Below are 17,521 nucleotides of genomic sequence, written 5' to 3' on the forward strand. Positions count from 1 at the left end.
CGATTCTAGGTTGGTCACCTTCGACTTCTTTATGATGAGATTAACGGGTTTAGGTAGCCATCATAATAAGTGCATTAAGTGAGCGATGACTTTGTCTTCATAAAGACCTCAAAATCTTGGCTACTTAAGGGTTGACTAAACAAATATCCCTGCATAATAAAGCACGCATTTTGGGCTAAAAATTCCGATTGCACCGCCGTTTCAACGCCCTCAGCAACCACAGAAATGCCAAGGGTTTCAGCAAGCTGAATGATCGCTTTAACAATGATTTTTTCCTGGGGGTTATTCTCTAAATTACGCACAAAAGATCTATCGATTTTAAGGGTATCAACGGGTAACTGTTGCAAGTATCGTAAGGATGAATAACCGGTGCCAAAATCATCTAATGTGATACTAAATCCCGACGTTTTAATTCGCGTTAAATGTTCCAACAAATCACTTTCGCTTTCCTGCAGAGTACTTTCGGTTACTTCAATGCGAATAGCATCGGCAGGCACTTGATGCTTTTTGATTAAGTTATCTATTAAATCGAAAGTTTTGTGTTGATAAAATTGCCGATTTGAAACGTTAATAGAAAGTGGGATGCGTTCATTCAATGACATTGTCCAGTCATCTATTTGTTCAAATGCCTTGGTCAAAACTTGTTCGAAAACGTCAATAATTAAACCTTTCTTTTCCGCTACATTGATAAACTCAGTAGCGGCTAACACTCCTCGTTTAGGATGTTGCCAACGGGCTAAACATTCAACGCCGACGATTCGATTATCGCGTAAGTCAAAGACAGGCTGGAAGTAAGGTACAAATTGGTCATCAATCAATCCTTGTTGTAATTCTTGTTCAACCACACGAATATCATTCAATTCTTGGTTTAATGCTTCGCTGAAAAACTGGTAGCGATTACCACCATCGTGCTTAGCGCGATACATTGCGGCATCACCTTGCTGCAACAGAGATTCAGCGGTTTCACCATTATCAGGGTAAATGCTAATGCCAATACTGCAGCCAACCTCCATCACATTGTTGCCACTTCTAACCGGCTTCTTCACTTCACGGATGAGTTTTTCACAAACCTTTGAAATGGTTTCAGTATCTTTGATATTACTCATGATTACAGCAAATTCATCGCCTCCCATGCGCGCGATAAGATCACTTCTGCGTAATGATTTTTGTAACCTTTCTGCCACTGCACATAACAATGCATCACCCGCATCGTGCCCCATATTGTCATTCACCAGCTTAAATTTATCTAAATCCATAAACAACACAGCAAAGCGTTTTGCTAATCGTTGTGATTGACTAATTTCATGGTCGAACAATTGACTGAATAAGTATCTATTCGCTAGACCTGTTAAACTATCTCGATATGCCAGCGTCGTTAAGCTTTGATCGGGCAACGCATCAATGGATTTATTACTCAAGCGGGCCAAAAAGCAAACAAAACGTCCTTCATCAACGATGGGTGAGAGATGCAGACTGCAAGAAACAAGGTGTTTAGATTTACCGGCAATCAATACATCAAGGGTACAAACCTCTGTGAGGGCCATATTCAACGCGTTTTGCCAACTGTTAGCACTCGTTTGCCGTAACAAAAACACCTCATCTAAAGCTTCCATTGATTGACTTTTTTGATTATCACCAATGAGTTGTGCAAAGGCGGTATTGATAAACAATAGCTTACCAGTTTCATCCACAATGCCTGTTGGATCAGGTAAGAACTCATAGGCGTCACTTAACGAGGTCACATCAATTGCCATGTTTTAAATATCTCATTTTTAATTAGTCAAAATTGTTGTGGTTTAGCATTTCACAAAATGTAACGGCCATATAATGGGCGTAAAACTGAAACATTATGAACGGAAGTTTTTATACTTATACCACCAATACCCGGCTTGCTCATAATCCCCCGTTGACTCATACCATTGGGCAAAATTGACGTAAATGGGGGTTAAGCTAAGCTTGTCGTTTAACGAATCACGCCAGATTTTTAAATACAAATCAGGGATGACACCAACATCATGATGCTCCATAAAGGTAGTATGTTTTACTGGTTTATAAGCATTTCCTGTAGTTTGGTCACAAGTTGCTGTCTTGGTAAGTAAGATTTTTTCATACTTATTTTGATATTGGGCAAACTCGGTATCAGAAATTAGCGGTTTATTGGCGGCATATACCAAGTTGGGAGCTTGGCCGGATAGACATAATTTCTTCGCCACTAATTCATCTATTTCATATTCATCAATGAAGCCTGCGAAATGAGCCAGTTCATGTAAAAACACCTTATAGTCATCTTCCTTATCAAGAAACATGACACCGTTATGGACATTGGCCACTCCCCTATCGGCAATCACAATTGCATGGGTGAAATCAGTCGAACTCGCCAGTTCAGAAACAGTCTGCAACGAGCAAGAAAGGGGTTGCTGTTTTTCACCGCTACAGGCTAAATCATCTGGCGCTAGCCAAACTGGAGAATTAAAGCAAATGGGGAAAGACCTAAAACGAGGATCAGATTGAAAACGCTCAGAAAACTCATCAATTTGGGTAATTGCCTGCAATGAGCCGGCGATAAACTGTATTTTCATGGCGCACAGAGGCTGTTTCATACCATCATTTGTTGATCGTCGTTGATGGGTTTCTTGCCAGCGCATGCTTTCAATATTGGCAACCAAATCCTGTGTCAGTTTTTGAACGTTGCCCTCTTGGTTGTCACTTTGGTTAGCCAACCATTGAAAACTGACTTCAGGGCTCTGATGGTTCCATAGGAGAGCGGCGTAAACCCGAGTTAGATGCGGATTAAGTTCAGCGGCCTTGCTTAACCACTGGTTGTCTTCATCAGTAGTGCCTAATTGATTGAGCAAATAATACAGGGAGACGATGGCTTTTTTATGTCCAGATGACGCTGCATTTTCAAGTAACCTTACCTTGGCAGACGTGGTAGATGCGAATAGAGCCAGTTGGAATTGGCTCTCAGAATCACCAAGCTTTGCAGCACGGGTAAGGTAGTGTTTTTTCGTATCCGTGTCTGCAGTGTGCGCTGCGAGGAATAAAAGTGCGTCTATTGAGCCAATTTCCGCACTTTTTTGAATCCAATAAACTTGATTTTGTTCTATGGCTAGAGTCGATAATCGTTCTAAAGCCCTTGCATGTTTCTGTTTAGCAGCCATAAACAAAGGGCTGTATTGTTGAGGTTCTCGAGTGCCTAAATTATATAAAAACTTCGTCGAAAATACGCTATCGGCTCGCAATAGCATGGAAATTAGAACAAACGGCAGTAAACGGATTATCATTGTTTGAACAATAGACTTAACTTTTTAAGTCTTCTGACGCCTGTTTACGTAACTTATCTATCTCCAGCCGCGCATAACGATGTTCTACATAATCATAAATATTAGTGCTCAAAACCATTTTGAAATAATTTAACGCTAAACCGCGATCACCACGACTTTCATAAAATTTACCCATATAAAAATACACTTCACACATACGTTGATTCAATTCAACGGTATTTTTTGGGCCTATTACAAAGCCATTTAGTAATTTATTCCGAGTCACTTTGCCCAGGTAAAAATCAACGATGATTGTTCCCCAATTATCATCGGCAAGGTTTTCACGATGCTTTTCTAGTTGAGCTAACGCTGTTTCATAATTCACTTCTTTATGCGCTAAGAAAAGCCATAAGGCGGAAAAAGGATTCCCTTTGTCCTTGTTGTAAAAACGCGTGAGATCGTCCACGGCGAGCTCATTACGTTGACCGTAGTAAAGTGCAATGCCGCGATTTAATAACGCAAAGTCTAATTCTGGATTAATTTCTAAAGCAGAATCAAAAGATTCATAGGCTTCATTAAAATCCATCTGCTGGGTGAAATGGATGCCAATGGAATTATACGCTTCCGCCAAATCAGGCTTTAATTGTTTTGCCCTACCAAAATCGTATTGCGCCAATCCAGCCAATCCAACGGTATCGTAATGGGTACCCCGTAAAAATAATAACTCGGCTTTTTCTTCATTACTCAATGATGTTTGAGTCAGGATCTGGTTGTATCTTGCAATGGCAAGTTGTGATCTAAAATTTAATGGTTGAGGCTCTGGAATGAGAATACTTTCGACTTTTGAGTGCAGCGCGGAACCCGAGTTAATGCTGCACCCAGTAAGGACGATAGAAATAAAAAACAAAGATAGCAAAAGGTGTCTATTCATATTGATGGCAATGGCACTTGAAAGTTGGACAAAAAATAACAGAAATTAAATCAATTGTGATCTAAAGGTTAAGAAAATAACGCCCAAAAGAGCAAGATAAGACTCGCCTATTTAGCCTAAAATGTAAAGTCCAGCAGTGCATAAATGCGAATTATTCAGAGCTAAATTAGTGCGTTTTATTATAGTTATTCAATGTCTATTTAGATAAACACTTGTCAACAGCTTAGGTTTTATCGCAAACTATGTGGCCGTTTTAAAAATGTAAGATAAAATACTTGGAAAATAAAATACAAAAACTAATCCAGGCGGCTAAACAAGCGCAATTGAATTCTTATGCCCCTTATTCACATTTTAAAGTAGGCTCGGCAATTTTAGCGGACAATGGTAAAGTGTATGCTGGCTGCAACGTAGAGAATGCGGCCTACCCTCTTGGTCAATGTGCCGAGGCCGGTGCAATTGCGGCCATGATTTTGGACGGTGGCAAAAAAATAGTTAAAATTTTAGTCGCCAGCCCGAATGAAAAAATCTGCTCCCCTTGCGGCGGCTGCCGACAAAAAATCAAAGAATTTGCCGATAAAAATACCGAAATTTTAATGTGTGACAGTCTAGACAATATTCAATCTATTGATATGAATTCATTGTTACCTCTGGCATTTGAACTAGATTAAACCTTTTGCTTTATAAGCACTCTGCTGTTTAAGATTAGGCAATTAACAACACCACTTTTCAAAACTCGGCTTTTAAAAACTAGACTGGGTTAACATGGGAAAAATGTGGCTTTGTTGCTAAGTTTAAAAATATATTAATTAACAAGGCAAGGAATGCCATATGTTAAAGGATCTATTTCGGCAAATTGCATTTCTTGGCATCAATGAAAATGATTTGGACAACGTTAGTCATATAAAAATAGTTAACACTATTTCATTGATGGTGTTAACATTTTTAATAATCCAACTGCCTTTTATCATTGGGTTTTGGCAATATGGCGGCTCTCCTGTTCTTATTTCATGCGCGTTACATATCGTCGTTTTCATCCAAATACTGCGTTTCAATTGGCGTCATCATTTTGTATCTGCAAGATCTTTACTCATGTGTGGTTTTGTCTCCTACATTGGTATATCCAGTATAATTTGGAGTATCAACCTGCAATTTCACTTTTTCTTTTTAATTGGCTTGTTTGTTAGCCCGTTTTTATATCGAGACTGGGAAACCCGCCAGTACATACCGAACTTAATTATCTATGTTGCGTGTTTTTGTGGCATTGAAGCATATTGGCAATTCCCACGTCATGCTTTTCAGCCCAATGAATTAGAGAGATTTTGGTTAACAATGGGAACCTGTCTGTTGATCTCTGGCGCAGCTATCACTGCAAGCCTGTTAGTCTATCAAAATACTCGTAGGGCTCATGTGAGAGTCACTCGGGACAAAGCTCGCATCTCACATTTATTGCAGAAAACCTTACCTAAACCTTTAATTAAAACTCTACTGACAAACTTTACAACTAATCAATCCAGTACTCAGTTGGAACAGCATTCTTGCTCCGTATTATTCGCCGATATTCAAGGGTATACCCAACATTGTAGTCATTCCAACACACAAGAAACCATGCAATTACTGAATGCTTTTTATTGTGAATTTGATTTAATCAGTAGAAGAAATCAACTGCAAAAAATAAAGACTAATGGTGATCAGTATATGGCTGTTTGCGGCATTTATGAGAAACGTATCAATCCCGCCATACAATCATGTCAAGCAGCCAAGGCGATGCTGAAGAGTTTCAATCATCTTTGTTGTGAATTAAATTTAAACTTACAAATAAGAATCGGTATAGCCAGCGGTCCGTTAACCGCGGGTTGTGTAGGATTAGATAACATGCTTTTCGATGTATGGGGGGAAACCGTTAATTTAGCCTCACGCTTAGAAAGTAACGGAAAAGCAAGTAAAATTCTCGTTTGCCACACGACTTATTTGCATAGCCGTAGCCATATCAAATTTGAAAGTGGAGACAAGCTTAATCTGAAAGGACTTGGTACACTTACCGCCTATTTCATAAGTGACACTGAATAATAGAGGAAATCGTTAAACTTAATGTATAAATTAAATCTCCCCAATAAACACCATTTCCTAACAGAGCACTGGCAAAAAAAGCCCATTGTTATTCGTAACGCTTTTCCTAATTTTGCCGACCCTTTAGACGAACATGAACTTGCAGGCCTTGCGCAAGAAGAAGACATTGATTCTCGAATCATTTCCAAAAAACAAGGTGTTTGGTCAAATACCCAGGGCCCATTTTCTGATTTTACGCCCTATTGTATTGGTGATTGGTCGTTGCTGGTGCAATCGGTCGATCACTATATTCCCGAAGTAAAAATGCTGTTAGACAGTTTTGATTTCATTCCCAATTGGCGAGTTGATGATTTGATGGTCAGTTATTCAGTAGCGAATGGAGGAGTTGGTCCTCATATCGATCAATATGATGTCTTTATTATTCAAGGGCAAGGGACCCGACGTTGGCAAGTTGGAGCAAACAAGCACCATGAGTCCATTCAACCCGCCAAAAATTTAAAACAGATCACCGGTTTTGATCCCATCATTGATGAAATTCTTGAGCCAGGTGATTTAATTTATATCCCTCCAGGGTTTCCACATAATGGCGTAGCGCTAACATCCTGTTTAAACTATTCCGTCGGATTCCGTGCACCAACCCAGCGAGAATTGCTGGATGGGTTTGTTGATTACGCGCAAGCAAAAAATTTATTCAATCAGCGCTATAGCGATCCCGATATTTCGCCCCGTGACTCCCGTTTCGAAATTAAAGCTTCGGAAATCGAAAAAATGAAAAGTATGTTTATGCAAATGATTAATTCTGTTCATTTTGATGATTTTATCGCAACTTATTTTACGGAAACCAAAGATGTAGATATGTATGCAGCTGATTTAACAGAAAATTATTCACTAAATGAAATAATTAACTTACTCGACAATGGGGTGATATTTCAGCGTAAACTCGACACCAGAGTAATTCAACAAAAATTAAGAATAAACGATAAATATCAGACAGTTACCTGGGTTAACCAACACCGGATAAACGTTGAAATAGAACATGAAAATATGCTGTTAAGCATGCTTAATGCTAATTATTTAGATAACCAAGAGAAAATAAATTACGCTAACGGCTTAATTTTTAATCAAATATTGGCTAGACTCGTAAATGCAGGGGGTTGGTACCCTGATATTTAACAAACTTTGAGGAGAGTGCTTCAGTGACGTTAACTGTACAAAACGTTGACTGGGAAAAAGCCAAACATACATTAAGTAGGTTAAGAGAAAAGGTTTTTGTTTACGAGTGGCGCATTCCAAGAGAATGTGAATTTGATCAACAGGATATGCATGCGATTCATGTCCTTGTCTTTGACAATGAAAAACAAGAAATCGCAACCGGCAGATTAACCACAAGAGGTGAAATTGGTCGTGTTGCAGTTGTTCCAAAATTTCGTGGGCCAGAAGTCTACCGCACACTATTCGCGGCTCTAGTTGATAACGCTAATCGATTAGGATTGCAGCAAGTATACGTCCAGTGTGATTTGGAAGGAGTAGAATACTATAAAAACCAAGGATTCAACCCAGTCGGTCCAGTTTATATGGATGCCGGAATAGCCAGACAAAAAATGGCATGCTCCACCGCAGAATTTTCACTCAATAGAGTGGAATTAACACATTAATACAGCACCTTTGGTGCTGTATTTTTTTAAGTAGGATTTGCTCCTAACCTATGCTTTACCACCCTTAATTTCTTTCCACAACTCTTCTTGATTGTACAACGCATAAAGCCCTTCTGCTCGCGTCACTAGCATCTTAGCAAACTCTTTTTGAGTGGCATCAATATTTGCACTTTCTTCAATATCTTGTGCTTTTAATTGCCATTGAAAAGAGAATCTTCGCAGTACATCTCTGGCATTTTTCTCGCTTTCATAAGGCATGAAGTCGCAGGGTAGATCGCCACTTATCACCCAATAAAACCTATTGTCTAAGGCTTTTATTTTCCAAATTGCGACATAGGGTGCTAAATATCGACATTCTTCGGTGACGACAGAGTCAAAAATAACGCCATTTTCTGCCAAATGTTTATTTGCCCGTTGAAACTGTGAACGTACCCATTGAGTCATTTGCTCCTGACTCATTTTTTGAGGTTGTGTCATAACTATCCTTATCCAATTCTAATTCTGTAATACTGCTAACAGTGCCTGTACTGGATGCTTTGGCTTGAAGCCTTCGTATCTGTTCACTTGAGTACGGCATGAATATCCTGTTGCCAGAAGCGTATGCTGTGGAGTTGAATTCACCACTTGCTTCCAACTTAAGTCATAAATTCCTTTTGATTCTTGTTGATGAATTAACTCATGGCCGAATGATCCCGCCATTCCACAACAGCCCGTAGCGATGGGAGTTAACTCTAAACCAAACCAAGCAAATATTGCCTTCCAATGATCATCATTTCCAGCGATGCTGGTTTTTTCAGTACAGTGTGAAATAAGCTTAAAAGCAACATCGTTTTTGCCATGAACTTGCATTTTGTCTAGTAACTCCCGTTCAAGAGTTTGACTAGCGAGCCACTCATTTACCAACTGCACGTTGAAATTGCCGCGTTGGCTGCCAAGGATACGACTATATTCATCCCGGTAACATAGCACTAACGAACCATCGATACCTATCATAGGCAGATTTAATTTTGATACTTGATTTAAGAAATCTGCTGTATTTTTTGCAGTTTTCGCAAACTTCGCTAAAAACCCTTTAACATGTTGTGGCTTGCCATTGGGCTTGAATGGCAGTACAACCGGATTAAAGTTCATTTTTTGCAATAACTGAATTAACTCTTCCACAACTTCAGCTTCATAAAAGCTGGTGAAAGGGTCTTGCACTATCAGCACCGTTTTTGATTTTTCGGTTTCATTTAATCCAGACAACGCGTGCAAATCGAATGGCATAAGTTGCTTTTGTTCAAGCCGCGTGTCCAGCGCAGGCTCAGACAGTAAAGGGGCGTCTACGTAACCTACATAACGCTCTATGCCTTTCTTCAGCCAAGGTTGGCGTTGGAAGAAATTAATCATTGCCGGTGCTTTAGCCATCCAAGGAGCCATTGACTCAATATTGGCGGTTAATACATCTTTGGCCGGTCGCAAATAACGTTGATAATAAATGGCTAAAAATCGCGAACGAAAAGAAGGAACATCTACATTCACCGGACATTGGCTGGCACACGCCTTACAGGCTAAACAGCCCTCCATGACTTCTAACACTTCGTGGGAAAAGTCTGCATTTTTAGACTTATACCGAGTATTTTGTAAACGTTCAAACCATGAAGGACGCTCCTCGCCTTTTTCCAGTTCAATAATATTCACGTTTTTTTGGCTAAGTAAACGTAACCACTCTCTAATCATTCCAGCTCGTCCTTTAGGCGTATGACGACGATCCCGGGTCACTTTACTGGAAGGGCACATGGTTGAAGTGGTGTCATAATTATAACAAAGGGCGTTACCATTACAGCTCATTGCAGGCTCAAAAGAATTGCGAACGGCAATGGGTATTTGACTATCAAGATCGCCACGTTTCAGATCTGAAACTTTGACCAGTTCTTCGGTTGAATCAATTGGTGTGCATATTTTGCCCGGATTCATTTTATTCAGAGGGTCGAAAACACGCTTTATTTTTCGCAGCTCAAGAAATAACCCTTCTCCAAAAAATTCCGGCCCGTATTCACTACGGTAACCTTTGCCATGCTCCCCCCACATTAAACCGCCATATTTAGACACGAGGGCGACCACTTGATCAGAAATGTCTTGCATTATTTGCTGTTGATTAGGGTCACTCATATCCAAGGCTGGTCGAACATGCAAGACACCTGCATCTACATGACCGAACATTCCATATTGCAGCCCTTTACTATCCAACAACCCTCGAAACTCCATAATGAAATCAGCCAAATTCTCAGGAGGTACCGCGGTATCTTCCGTAAAGGGAATAGGCTTTTTCCAGCCATCGGCTTTACCTAATAAGCCCACAGACTTTTTCCGCATTGCGTAGATACGATTAATATCAGCTACATCATAGGTCAATTGATAACCAATGATGCCATCTACCCCCTGCTTTTGAGCGTCGTCTAGCCTTTCACATAGCTGCGCTATTTTCGTTTCTATTTGAGTTTTATCTTCACTGTTGTACTCCACCATATTCAAACCGAGTACGTCTTTACCCGGCACGTCTTGAATAAGGTCTTTGACTGAGTGCCACACAATATCTTGCTTGGCCAAATTGAGTACTTTACTGTCAACCGTTTCCACAGATGTTGCATTAGCGGCGACCATATGAGGAGCATGGCGAAGTGCTGATTCGAACGAATCATATTTAATATTAACCAAGGCTTTGCACTTGGCAATGGGCGTAATATTTAGCTTTGCTTCAGACACGAAAACCAGCGAGCCTTCTGAACCCGTTATCACACGGCTAATATCTAACTGAGTTAAATCATCTGACACCGTATGCTCTAAATCGTAACCTGTTAAAAAGCGATTTAAGCGCGGAAACTTAGCTAAGATTTGTTCTCGTTTACCCACACAGGTTTCAATTAATTGCGTGGCAATTTCAGTTAAACGGGTGTTTTCAGCCCCTGTCTTTTGCACGTCTTCGATAGCCCTAGGCGCGGTTTCTAAAATCGTACCATCCACTAACACAGAGGTGAGCCCTAAAACATGATCACTGGTTTTACCATAAACTAATGAACCTTGCCCTGATGCATCCGTACTAATCATCCCCCCAATAGTGGCTCGATTACTGGTTGACAAATCAGGAGCAAAGAAAAACCCCAGTGGACGTAAGGCGTCGTTTAATTGATCTTTTACAACCCCCGCTTGCACTCTCACCCAAGATTGTTCAGCGTTGATCTCAAGAATCTCATTCATGTGACGAGAAACGTCGACAATAATGCCATTTGTAAGGGACTGTCCGTTAGTGCCAGTACCGCCTCCACGAGCGCTAAATCTAACCTCATCAAAATTATTTGCTGTGCGACCAATTAATGACAAATCAGCGGTAGATTTTGGAAATAACACGGCTTGCGGTAATTTTTGATAAATGGAGTTATCAGTGGCAACAGCTAAGCGGCTAGCGTAACTGTACTCAATATCACCAGAAAAGCCAGAAGACGTTAACTCTTCTAAATACATTTGATAATGATTTTCTAACGCAGATTGTGGGTCAATACTCGGTAACATCGTCACTGTTTTAAACGTCCAAAAAAGATAGGCATATTATAACCTTTTGCTTTGTGCTTTACCTAAATTCATTCGATATATTTTATAAATCGAATTCATCATAGTAGATCAACTATCTAATTGATTTATATGAAACTAAAATTAACTATGGTGCTATGCCTGCTTCATTACATTTAGCCACATTGGTGTAATTTGTTGATAATATTCAACCGTTTTATCAAATAATCTCGTACGCGCTGGTAAATTAATTAAGGTTCCAGGCAACCAAGGATCTTTCGATAAATATTCTACGACCAGTCGGCCAATTGCAAAACTACGAACCAAAATATCTTTGTCTGATAATGACTCAACACTTTGACATTCATTGACAATCAACTCATTGGCATCAACATAAAATTGATTTAATTCATCTAATGGCCAACTTTGCGAAAATAAGTGAGTCGTACCGGCATCAATATCCGTCAAATTACCGATTAGCATCTGAGGCTGCTCAACAATCGAATGAAAATGAAAAGCGGTTTCCTCTAGCAAATCACTCAAGTTGTTAGGTCTTACCCAACCTAAATTATGAAAAAACTTAAACCCAAGTAACTCTGCTTTGTTGTGTAAGCGTCGCATTATCGTGGGGCTAAATTTATGCTGTAGCTGATTCACTAACAACCATTGCCCGCTCCAATTCAAGTTACGCTTTTTCAAATCCAACCAGAATCGAGGCAGAACAAATGAGTTTTTACTTTTTGCCAGAGAATATTTGCCGTTATCTCTAATTAACTTCCCCTGCTTTGTTTGGCGGGATAATGCCATTCGCATTGAAGCTTCACTTATTCCCAACTTATCAGCAATTAATAGTAACTGTTTCGCTGAAAGACTTGTCAATTCAGATATTTGAAAACCTTTAATAGCACTCAGTAATTCTAACACTTTTTTATCGGCGCTATCTGCGTCGAGTCGTTCCATAGCAGTTTGATAGTTTAACTTCATAACAAATTATTTGCAATTTCCTTATTTTTTGTTATACCTAAATTAGGTGTTTCTTTTGGGATATTTGACCATGCTAAAACTTTCAGAACATATTTCGTCTGACGAATTAAAAGCCCTATGCCAAACTTCTGATTGGGTGGGATGGTATCGTGTTTTAACTAACTATGCATTGATTTCCATTGCAGCAATAATCCTAGTCACCTTCCCCTATTGGTATACCTTTATTTTCTGTAGTTGGATCCTAGGCGGTCGCATTTTAGGCATTGCCATCCTCAATCATGACGCTGGACATGACACTTTATTTCGCAGTCGTCAGCTTAATCATTTTGTGGGCCGTTGGTTATTAGGGGGCTTAGTATTAGTAGATTATGAAGCGTTTAAGAACGGTCATCAACAGCACCATCGCTATGCCGGTACAGCAAAAGATCCAGATAAATTATTCGTAATTAGCTACCCAGCAACGCCCGTAAGTATGTTTCGAAAATTCCTGCGTGACCTGAGCGGCATTAATGGTTTCAAGGAAATTGCCTATCAAATAAAGGTGTCTAGCTGGCACAAGCGACTTCCGAATATCCTGGTTCATAGCGTTATGATTGTAAGCTTAGTGCTTTTGGACGTATTTTGGGTGTATGGCGCATTTTGGGTAGGCTATATTTTCTTTTACCCTGCCTTGAGTAGACTTAGGATCATGGGTGAGCATGGTGCAGTTACCGATATAAATGCGTTAGATCCGCGTTTAAATACTCGTACAACTTTAACCAACCCATTAGTGTCACTGTTATTTTGTCCAAACGATGTTAACTACCATTTAGAACATCATATTCATCAAAAAATACCCGCACAAAATTTGAAAAAAGCCCATGAGCTATTTAAACAAAGAGGTATGTATGACGGTTACGATTGTCTTGAAAGCAGCTATTGGCGGGTGCTGAGAAAATGTATTTCAAAACGCCATGGTAAATCAAAACTTGCACACCATGCGCCTTCTTCCGTGAGTAATATGAGTTAAGTATCAACAATCATTAAAGAGTAAAAAGAGAAATCAATCAACACAACTTGTTACATGAGGAAACACATTTAAATTAAAATATAGACTACACTGGCATTGTATTTTGGGGAGTTTTATAAGCATCAAAGCTGATACTCAATATATCACTATTCATGCTCGTTAATGGTAAACAGAGAAAGGAAGATTATGAAAAAGACAATACGAATTGCCCTTGGCGCGGTGTTATCTGCAGTTGGAATTGTGTTTGCAATCCTACCAGGCTCTATTTTATTTTTAATAGGCGGCCTTGTGTTATTGAGCTATGACATACCTTTTGCCCGAAAGTGTTTAGCAAAGTGTCAGAACTCTATGAGTGTTAATGCACGGCGATTAGACAGGTTCTTACTAAATCGCAAATATCGCTAACCCCTAGCAAGCAAATTTTACGCAAAATAAAGGCAGGATTAACCTGCCTTTATTGTATTTATTGTCTTATTACCTGAGATTAAGCGTGTTTTTCGCCCAAATATAACCATGTTTCTACAACAGTATCTGGGTTTAGGGAAACACTATCAATTCCCTGTTCCACTAACCAAGCTGCAAGGTCTTCATGATCTGATGGTCCTTGACCACATATACCCACGTATTTTCCGCGTTTTTTCGCCGCTTTAATGGCCATACTTAAGAGTACTTTCACAGCTTCGTCGCGTTCATCAAACAAATGAGCAATAACCCCTGAATCACGATCCAGTCCTAATGTTAACTGGGTTAAATCATTAGAACCGATTGAGAACCCATCAAAGATATCCAAGAATTGATCAGCAAGTAATGCATTTGAAGGGAGTTCGCACATCATAATAACCCGCAAACCGTTTTCACCTTGCACTAATCCCTGCTCAGCGAGTAGTTCAATGACTTTTTTGCCTTCGCCTACAGTGCGCACAAAGGGGATCATAACTTCAACATTGGTTAGCCCCATGGTGTTACGAACACGCTTAATGGCCTCACATTCTAGAGCAAAACAATCACGGAATTCCTCTGAAATGTAGCGACTTGCACCACGGAAGCCCAGCATTGGGTTTTCTTCATCAGGTTCATACTGGTAGCCGCCTACCAAGTTGAAATATTCGTTTGATTTAAAGTCTGACATACGCACGATTACTTTCTCCGGTGAGAAAGCCGCCGCAATGGTAGAAACCCCTTCCACAAGCTTTTGAATATAGAACTCAACTGGTGATTCATAACCCGCAATCATTTCAGAGATTTCATCTTTCAACTCTTCAGGCTGATTTTCAAAGTCCAACAAGGCTTTAGGATGCACACCAATCATTCGGTTGATAATAAACTCTAAGCGCGCTAAACCTACGCCTTTATGGGGTAATCTTGCGAAATCAAATGCACGGTCAGGATTACCGACGTTCATCATGACTTTCAATGGAATATCTGGCATAGAATCAATGCGTGATGTCACCACATCAAACTCCAACTCAGCATCGTAGACATACCCCGTATCACCTTCGGCACAAGAAACGGTAATCTTATCGCCAGTTTCTATGGAATCAGTTGCATTTCCGCAACCCACCACGGCGGGTATACCCAGTTCACGAGCAATGATAGCCGCATGACAGGTTCTTCCACCCCGATTGGTGACGATAGCTGACGCCTTTTTCATGATGGGTTCCCAATCAGGATCTGTCATATCTGTGACTAGCACATCCCCTGGAAGAATTTTACCCATCTCATCAATTGAGCTTAGTACTTTGGCTTCACCTGCACCGATTTTATGGCCAATTGCGCGACCTTCAGTGACAATCTTCGCTTTGCCTTTCAATTGGAAGTTTTCAATGACTTGAATATCTTCACGAGAACGCACAGTTTCCGGACGAGCCTGAACAATATAGAGCTTGCCGTCAGTGCCATCTTTTGCCCATTCGATATCCATTGGACGTTTATAGTGTTTCTCAATGATTTGAGCTTGCTTGGCGAGTTCCATGACTTCTTGATCAGTAAGAGAGAACTCCAAACTTTGAGATTTGTCGACATCAACAATTTCAACTTGTTTACCGTGGGACAAATCTGGAGAATAAATCATTTTAATTAGTTTGCTACCCATATTGCGACGCACAATAGCAGGTAAGCCTTTATCTAGGGTTGGTTTGTGCACGTAAAACTCATCTGGGTTTACGGCCCCTTGTACAACCATTTCCCCTAAACCATAGGAAGATGTAATGAAGACTACGTCTTCGAAACCCGACTCAGTATCAATGGTAAACATAACACCAGAAGAACTTACGTCACTTCTTACCATACGCTGGATACCAGCAGATAAAGCAACCCCTTTATGGTCGTAACCTTGGTGAACACGATAGGAAATAGCACGGTCGTTAAATAGCGATGCAAATACATGTTTAATGGCAACAAGTACTGACTCATAGCCTTTAACATTCAAAAAGGTTTCTTGTTGACCTGCAAAAGAAGCATCTGGCATATCTTCAGCCGTTGCAGACGAACGCACTGCAAAAGAAGCCTCTTCACCAGCATCTCCTTGTAACTTTTCAAATGCAGATTTGATTTCACTTTCGAGTTTCGGTAAAAACGGGGTTTCAATCACCCAGTTGCGAATATTTTCACCTGCTTTGGCTAGCGCTTCCACATCGTCAACATCTAAGCTGTTCAAAACATCATGGATACGACCTTCTAGTCCACTTTGTTCCAAAAATTCGTTAAATGCATATGCGGTTGTAGCAAAGCCCCCCGGAACTTGAACACCTGCATTAGACAGGTTTGAAATCATTTCACCCAATGATGCATTTTTACCGCCAACGCGATTCACATCATCCATTCCCAACTGCTCATACCAAAGTACATATTCTTGCACTGCTAACACCTCAAAGTTTTTTGTCCTGGGCTCGATTGCTAAGGCGCAAACGAAATAAGTTTTATCGCAAAATAGTGTTCAGATTGGTGCATACGAATTTATTTTGTTCACCTTCTGGCTTTTTGCGTCAGGGATTTTAGAATGGTGTAAAGATGAAAGTAAAATTTAATTTCTTTCTGTAATAAAATTACAACATTGTTAAGGAATTGTAGTGAGATCAGCTTTTTACATATCTGATGGCACAGCCATTACCGCAGAAGTGTTTGGCCATGCTTTACTGTCGCTTTTCACCGTAGAATTTAAACATTACACCGAACCTTTCGTAGAAACTGAACAACAAGCTAAAAAAGTATTAAACAAGATTTCAGAGGAATTTAAGGAGACCGGTTTACGCCCATTGGTATTTTATACCATCGTAAACACCGATATTCGAAAAATGATAGCTAAGTCGGTGGGGATTAATTATAACTTCCTTGACCAATTTGTAGCTCCCCTAGAAAAAGCACTTGGTGTTCCGTCGATGCCAGAAAAGCATCGAACTCATAGTATCCATGAAAAGACCTATGACAATAGAATTGATGCAGTCAATTATGCGCTAGCTAACGACGATGGCTCTAATGTAAAAGACTACAATGAAGCCGATATTATTCTATGTGGGGTATCTCGCTCAGGAAAAACGCCTACCAGTCTATATTTGGCATTACAATTTGGAATTAAGGCGGCAAATTACCCTTTCACCGAAGAAGATATGGGCGATATTTTGAAACTTCCCCCTGCATTGAGACGTTTTAAAGATAAGTTGTTTGGGTTAACCATTGCCGCAGAAAGGTTGCACTCAATTCGTTCGGAGCGACGAGCAAATAGCCGTTACGCCTCGATGAAACAATGCCGCATGGAATTGAGAGAAGTGGAAAACTTATATCGTAAGGAAAAAATTCCCTTTTTGAATAGCACAAAATTCTCCATTGAAGAGATGTCAGCTAAGATATTGGCAGAAACAGGTATTCAAAGGCGCAAATATTAGGACGTTACTGTATGTTTACTCATTTTGATCCAAGTTTGCTGACGTTTCTGAGACAATTGGCTAGGGCCTGTTGATCTTTCGTGATTGGTTTTTGAGCGGCATGGTAAAGAGTTATAATTTGTTTCGCCAAAAATAAACTAACAACTCAATACCATGCCGAGACTAATGCTAACTGATCAGCGGTG

Annotated in this window: 14 protein-coding genes; 7 read left to right on the forward strand and 7 right to left on the reverse strand. The window is 40.0% G+C overall.

The features are described 5' to 3' along the window. Window positions 1-74: 74 nt before the first annotated feature. The 3 genes from ACYVIL_RS17990 to nlpI form a co-directional block, all read right to left on the reverse strand. Window positions 75-1,754, reverse strand: coding sequence for a putative bifunctional diguanylate cyclase/phosphodiesterase (locus tag ACYVIL_RS17990; RefSeq protein ID WP_460313915.1), 1,680 nt, complete (start codon window positions 1,752-1,754; stop codon window positions 75-77). 93 nt (window positions 1,755-1,847) lie between these two features. Further along, window positions 1,848-3,284 carry a tetratricopeptide repeat protein gene (locus tag ACYVIL_RS17995; RefSeq protein WP_460313917.1) on the reverse strand — a complete coding sequence of 479 codons (1,437 nt, stop codon included), beginning with the start codon at window positions 3,282-3,284 and terminating at the stop codon, window positions 1,848-1,850. A 16-nt stretch (window positions 3,285-3,300) separates the two neighbouring features. Further along, window positions 3,301-4,194: a lipoprotein NlpI gene (gene nlpI / locus ACYVIL_RS18000; protein ID WP_460313919.1), complete on the reverse strand. Its 894-nt coding sequence runs from the start codon at window positions 4,192-4,194 to the stop codon at window positions 3,301-3,303. 275 nt (window positions 4,195-4,469) lie between these two features. Between nlpI and cdd the strand changes: the two genes are divergently transcribed. The 4 genes from cdd to ACYVIL_RS18020 all read left to right on the forward strand — a co-directional run bounded on the left by cdd (window position 4,470) and on the right by ACYVIL_RS18020 (window position 7,916). Beyond that, the gene (gene cdd, locus ACYVIL_RS18005; protein WP_460313921.1) at window positions 4,470-4,862 is read left to right on the forward strand and encodes a cytidine deaminase; all 393 of its coding nucleotides are present in this window, start codon (window positions 4,470-4,472) and stop codon (window positions 4,860-4,862) included. Between the two features lie 160 nt (window positions 4,863-5,022). Next, window positions 5,023-6,261 (forward strand): adenylate/guanylate cyclase domain-containing protein, encoded by a 1,239-nt coding sequence (locus ACYVIL_RS18010; protein WP_460313923.1) that lies wholly within the window; start codon window positions 5,023-5,025, stop codon window positions 6,259-6,261. 21 nt (window positions 6,262-6,282) lie between these two features. Beyond that, the gene (locus ACYVIL_RS18015; RefSeq protein ID WP_460313925.1) at window positions 6,283-7,434 is read left to right on the forward strand and encodes a cupin domain-containing protein; all 1,152 of its coding nucleotides are present in this window, start codon (window positions 6,283-6,285) and stop codon (window positions 7,432-7,434) included. Window positions 7,435-7,457: 23 nt separating this feature from the next. Continuing rightward, on the forward strand, window positions 7,458-7,916 hold the full coding sequence (locus ACYVIL_RS18020) for a GNAT family N-acetyltransferase (RefSeq protein WP_303473901.1): 459 nt from the start codon (window positions 7,458-7,460) through the stop codon (window positions 7,914-7,916). A gap of 48 nt (window positions 7,917-7,964) precedes the next feature. Here ACYVIL_RS18020 and ACYVIL_RS18025 read toward each other — a convergent pair whose 3' ends face one another. The 3 genes from ACYVIL_RS18025 to ACYVIL_RS18035 all read right to left on the reverse strand — a co-directional run bounded on the left by ACYVIL_RS18025 (window position 7,965) and on the right by ACYVIL_RS18035 (window position 12,446). Beyond that, entirely contained in the window at window positions 7,965-8,393 is a 429-nt protein-coding gene (locus ACYVIL_RS18025; RefSeq protein WP_460313928.1) for a DUF4826 family protein, read from the reverse strand. Between the two features lie 18 nt (window positions 8,394-8,411). Next, the gene (gene ydiJ / locus ACYVIL_RS18030) at window positions 8,412-11,465 is read right to left on the reverse strand and encodes a D-2-hydroxyglutarate dehydrogenase YdiJ (RefSeq protein WP_460313937.1); all 3,054 of its coding nucleotides are present in this window, start codon (window positions 11,463-11,465) and stop codon (window positions 8,412-8,414) included. Between the two features lie 153 nt (window positions 11,466-11,618). Continuing rightward, the gene (locus tag ACYVIL_RS18035) at window positions 11,619-12,446 is read right to left on the reverse strand and encodes a hypothetical protein (RefSeq protein WP_460313930.1); all 828 of its coding nucleotides are present in this window, start codon (window positions 12,444-12,446) and stop codon (window positions 11,619-11,621) included. A 70-nt stretch (window positions 12,447-12,516) separates the two neighbouring features. On the opposite strand from ACYVIL_RS18035, the gene ACYVIL_RS18040 reads away from it, so the two are divergent. Both ACYVIL_RS18040 and ACYVIL_RS18045 read left to right on the forward strand, forming a co-directional pair. After that, window positions 12,517-13,455, forward strand: coding sequence for a fatty acid desaturase family protein (locus ACYVIL_RS18040; protein WP_460313932.1), 939 nt, complete (start codon window positions 12,517-12,519; stop codon window positions 13,453-13,455). A gap of 186 nt (window positions 13,456-13,641) precedes the next feature. Next, window positions 13,642-13,860, forward strand: a complete 219-nt coding sequence (locus tag ACYVIL_RS18045) for a PGPGW domain-containing protein (RefSeq protein WP_303473897.1) — start codon at window positions 13,642-13,644, stop codon at window positions 13,858-13,860. Between the two features lie 79 nt (window positions 13,861-13,939). Here the strand turns inward: ACYVIL_RS18045 and ppsA are convergent, their stop codons facing one another. Beyond that, window positions 13,940-16,312 (reverse strand): phosphoenolpyruvate synthase, encoded by a 2,373-nt coding sequence (gene ppsA, locus ACYVIL_RS18050; RefSeq protein WP_303473895.1) that lies wholly within the window; start codon window positions 16,310-16,312, stop codon window positions 13,940-13,942. 211 nt (window positions 16,313-16,523) lie between these two features. On the opposite strand from ppsA, the gene ppsR reads away from it, so the two are divergent. Then, entirely contained in the window at window positions 16,524-17,336 is an 813-nt protein-coding gene (gene ppsR, locus ACYVIL_RS18055) for a posphoenolpyruvate synthetase regulatory kinase/phosphorylase PpsR (RefSeq protein ID WP_303473894.1), read from the forward strand. Window positions 17,337-17,521: the final 185 nt, after the last annotated feature.

The organism is Aliiglaciecola aliphaticivorans (assembly GCF_054782055.1).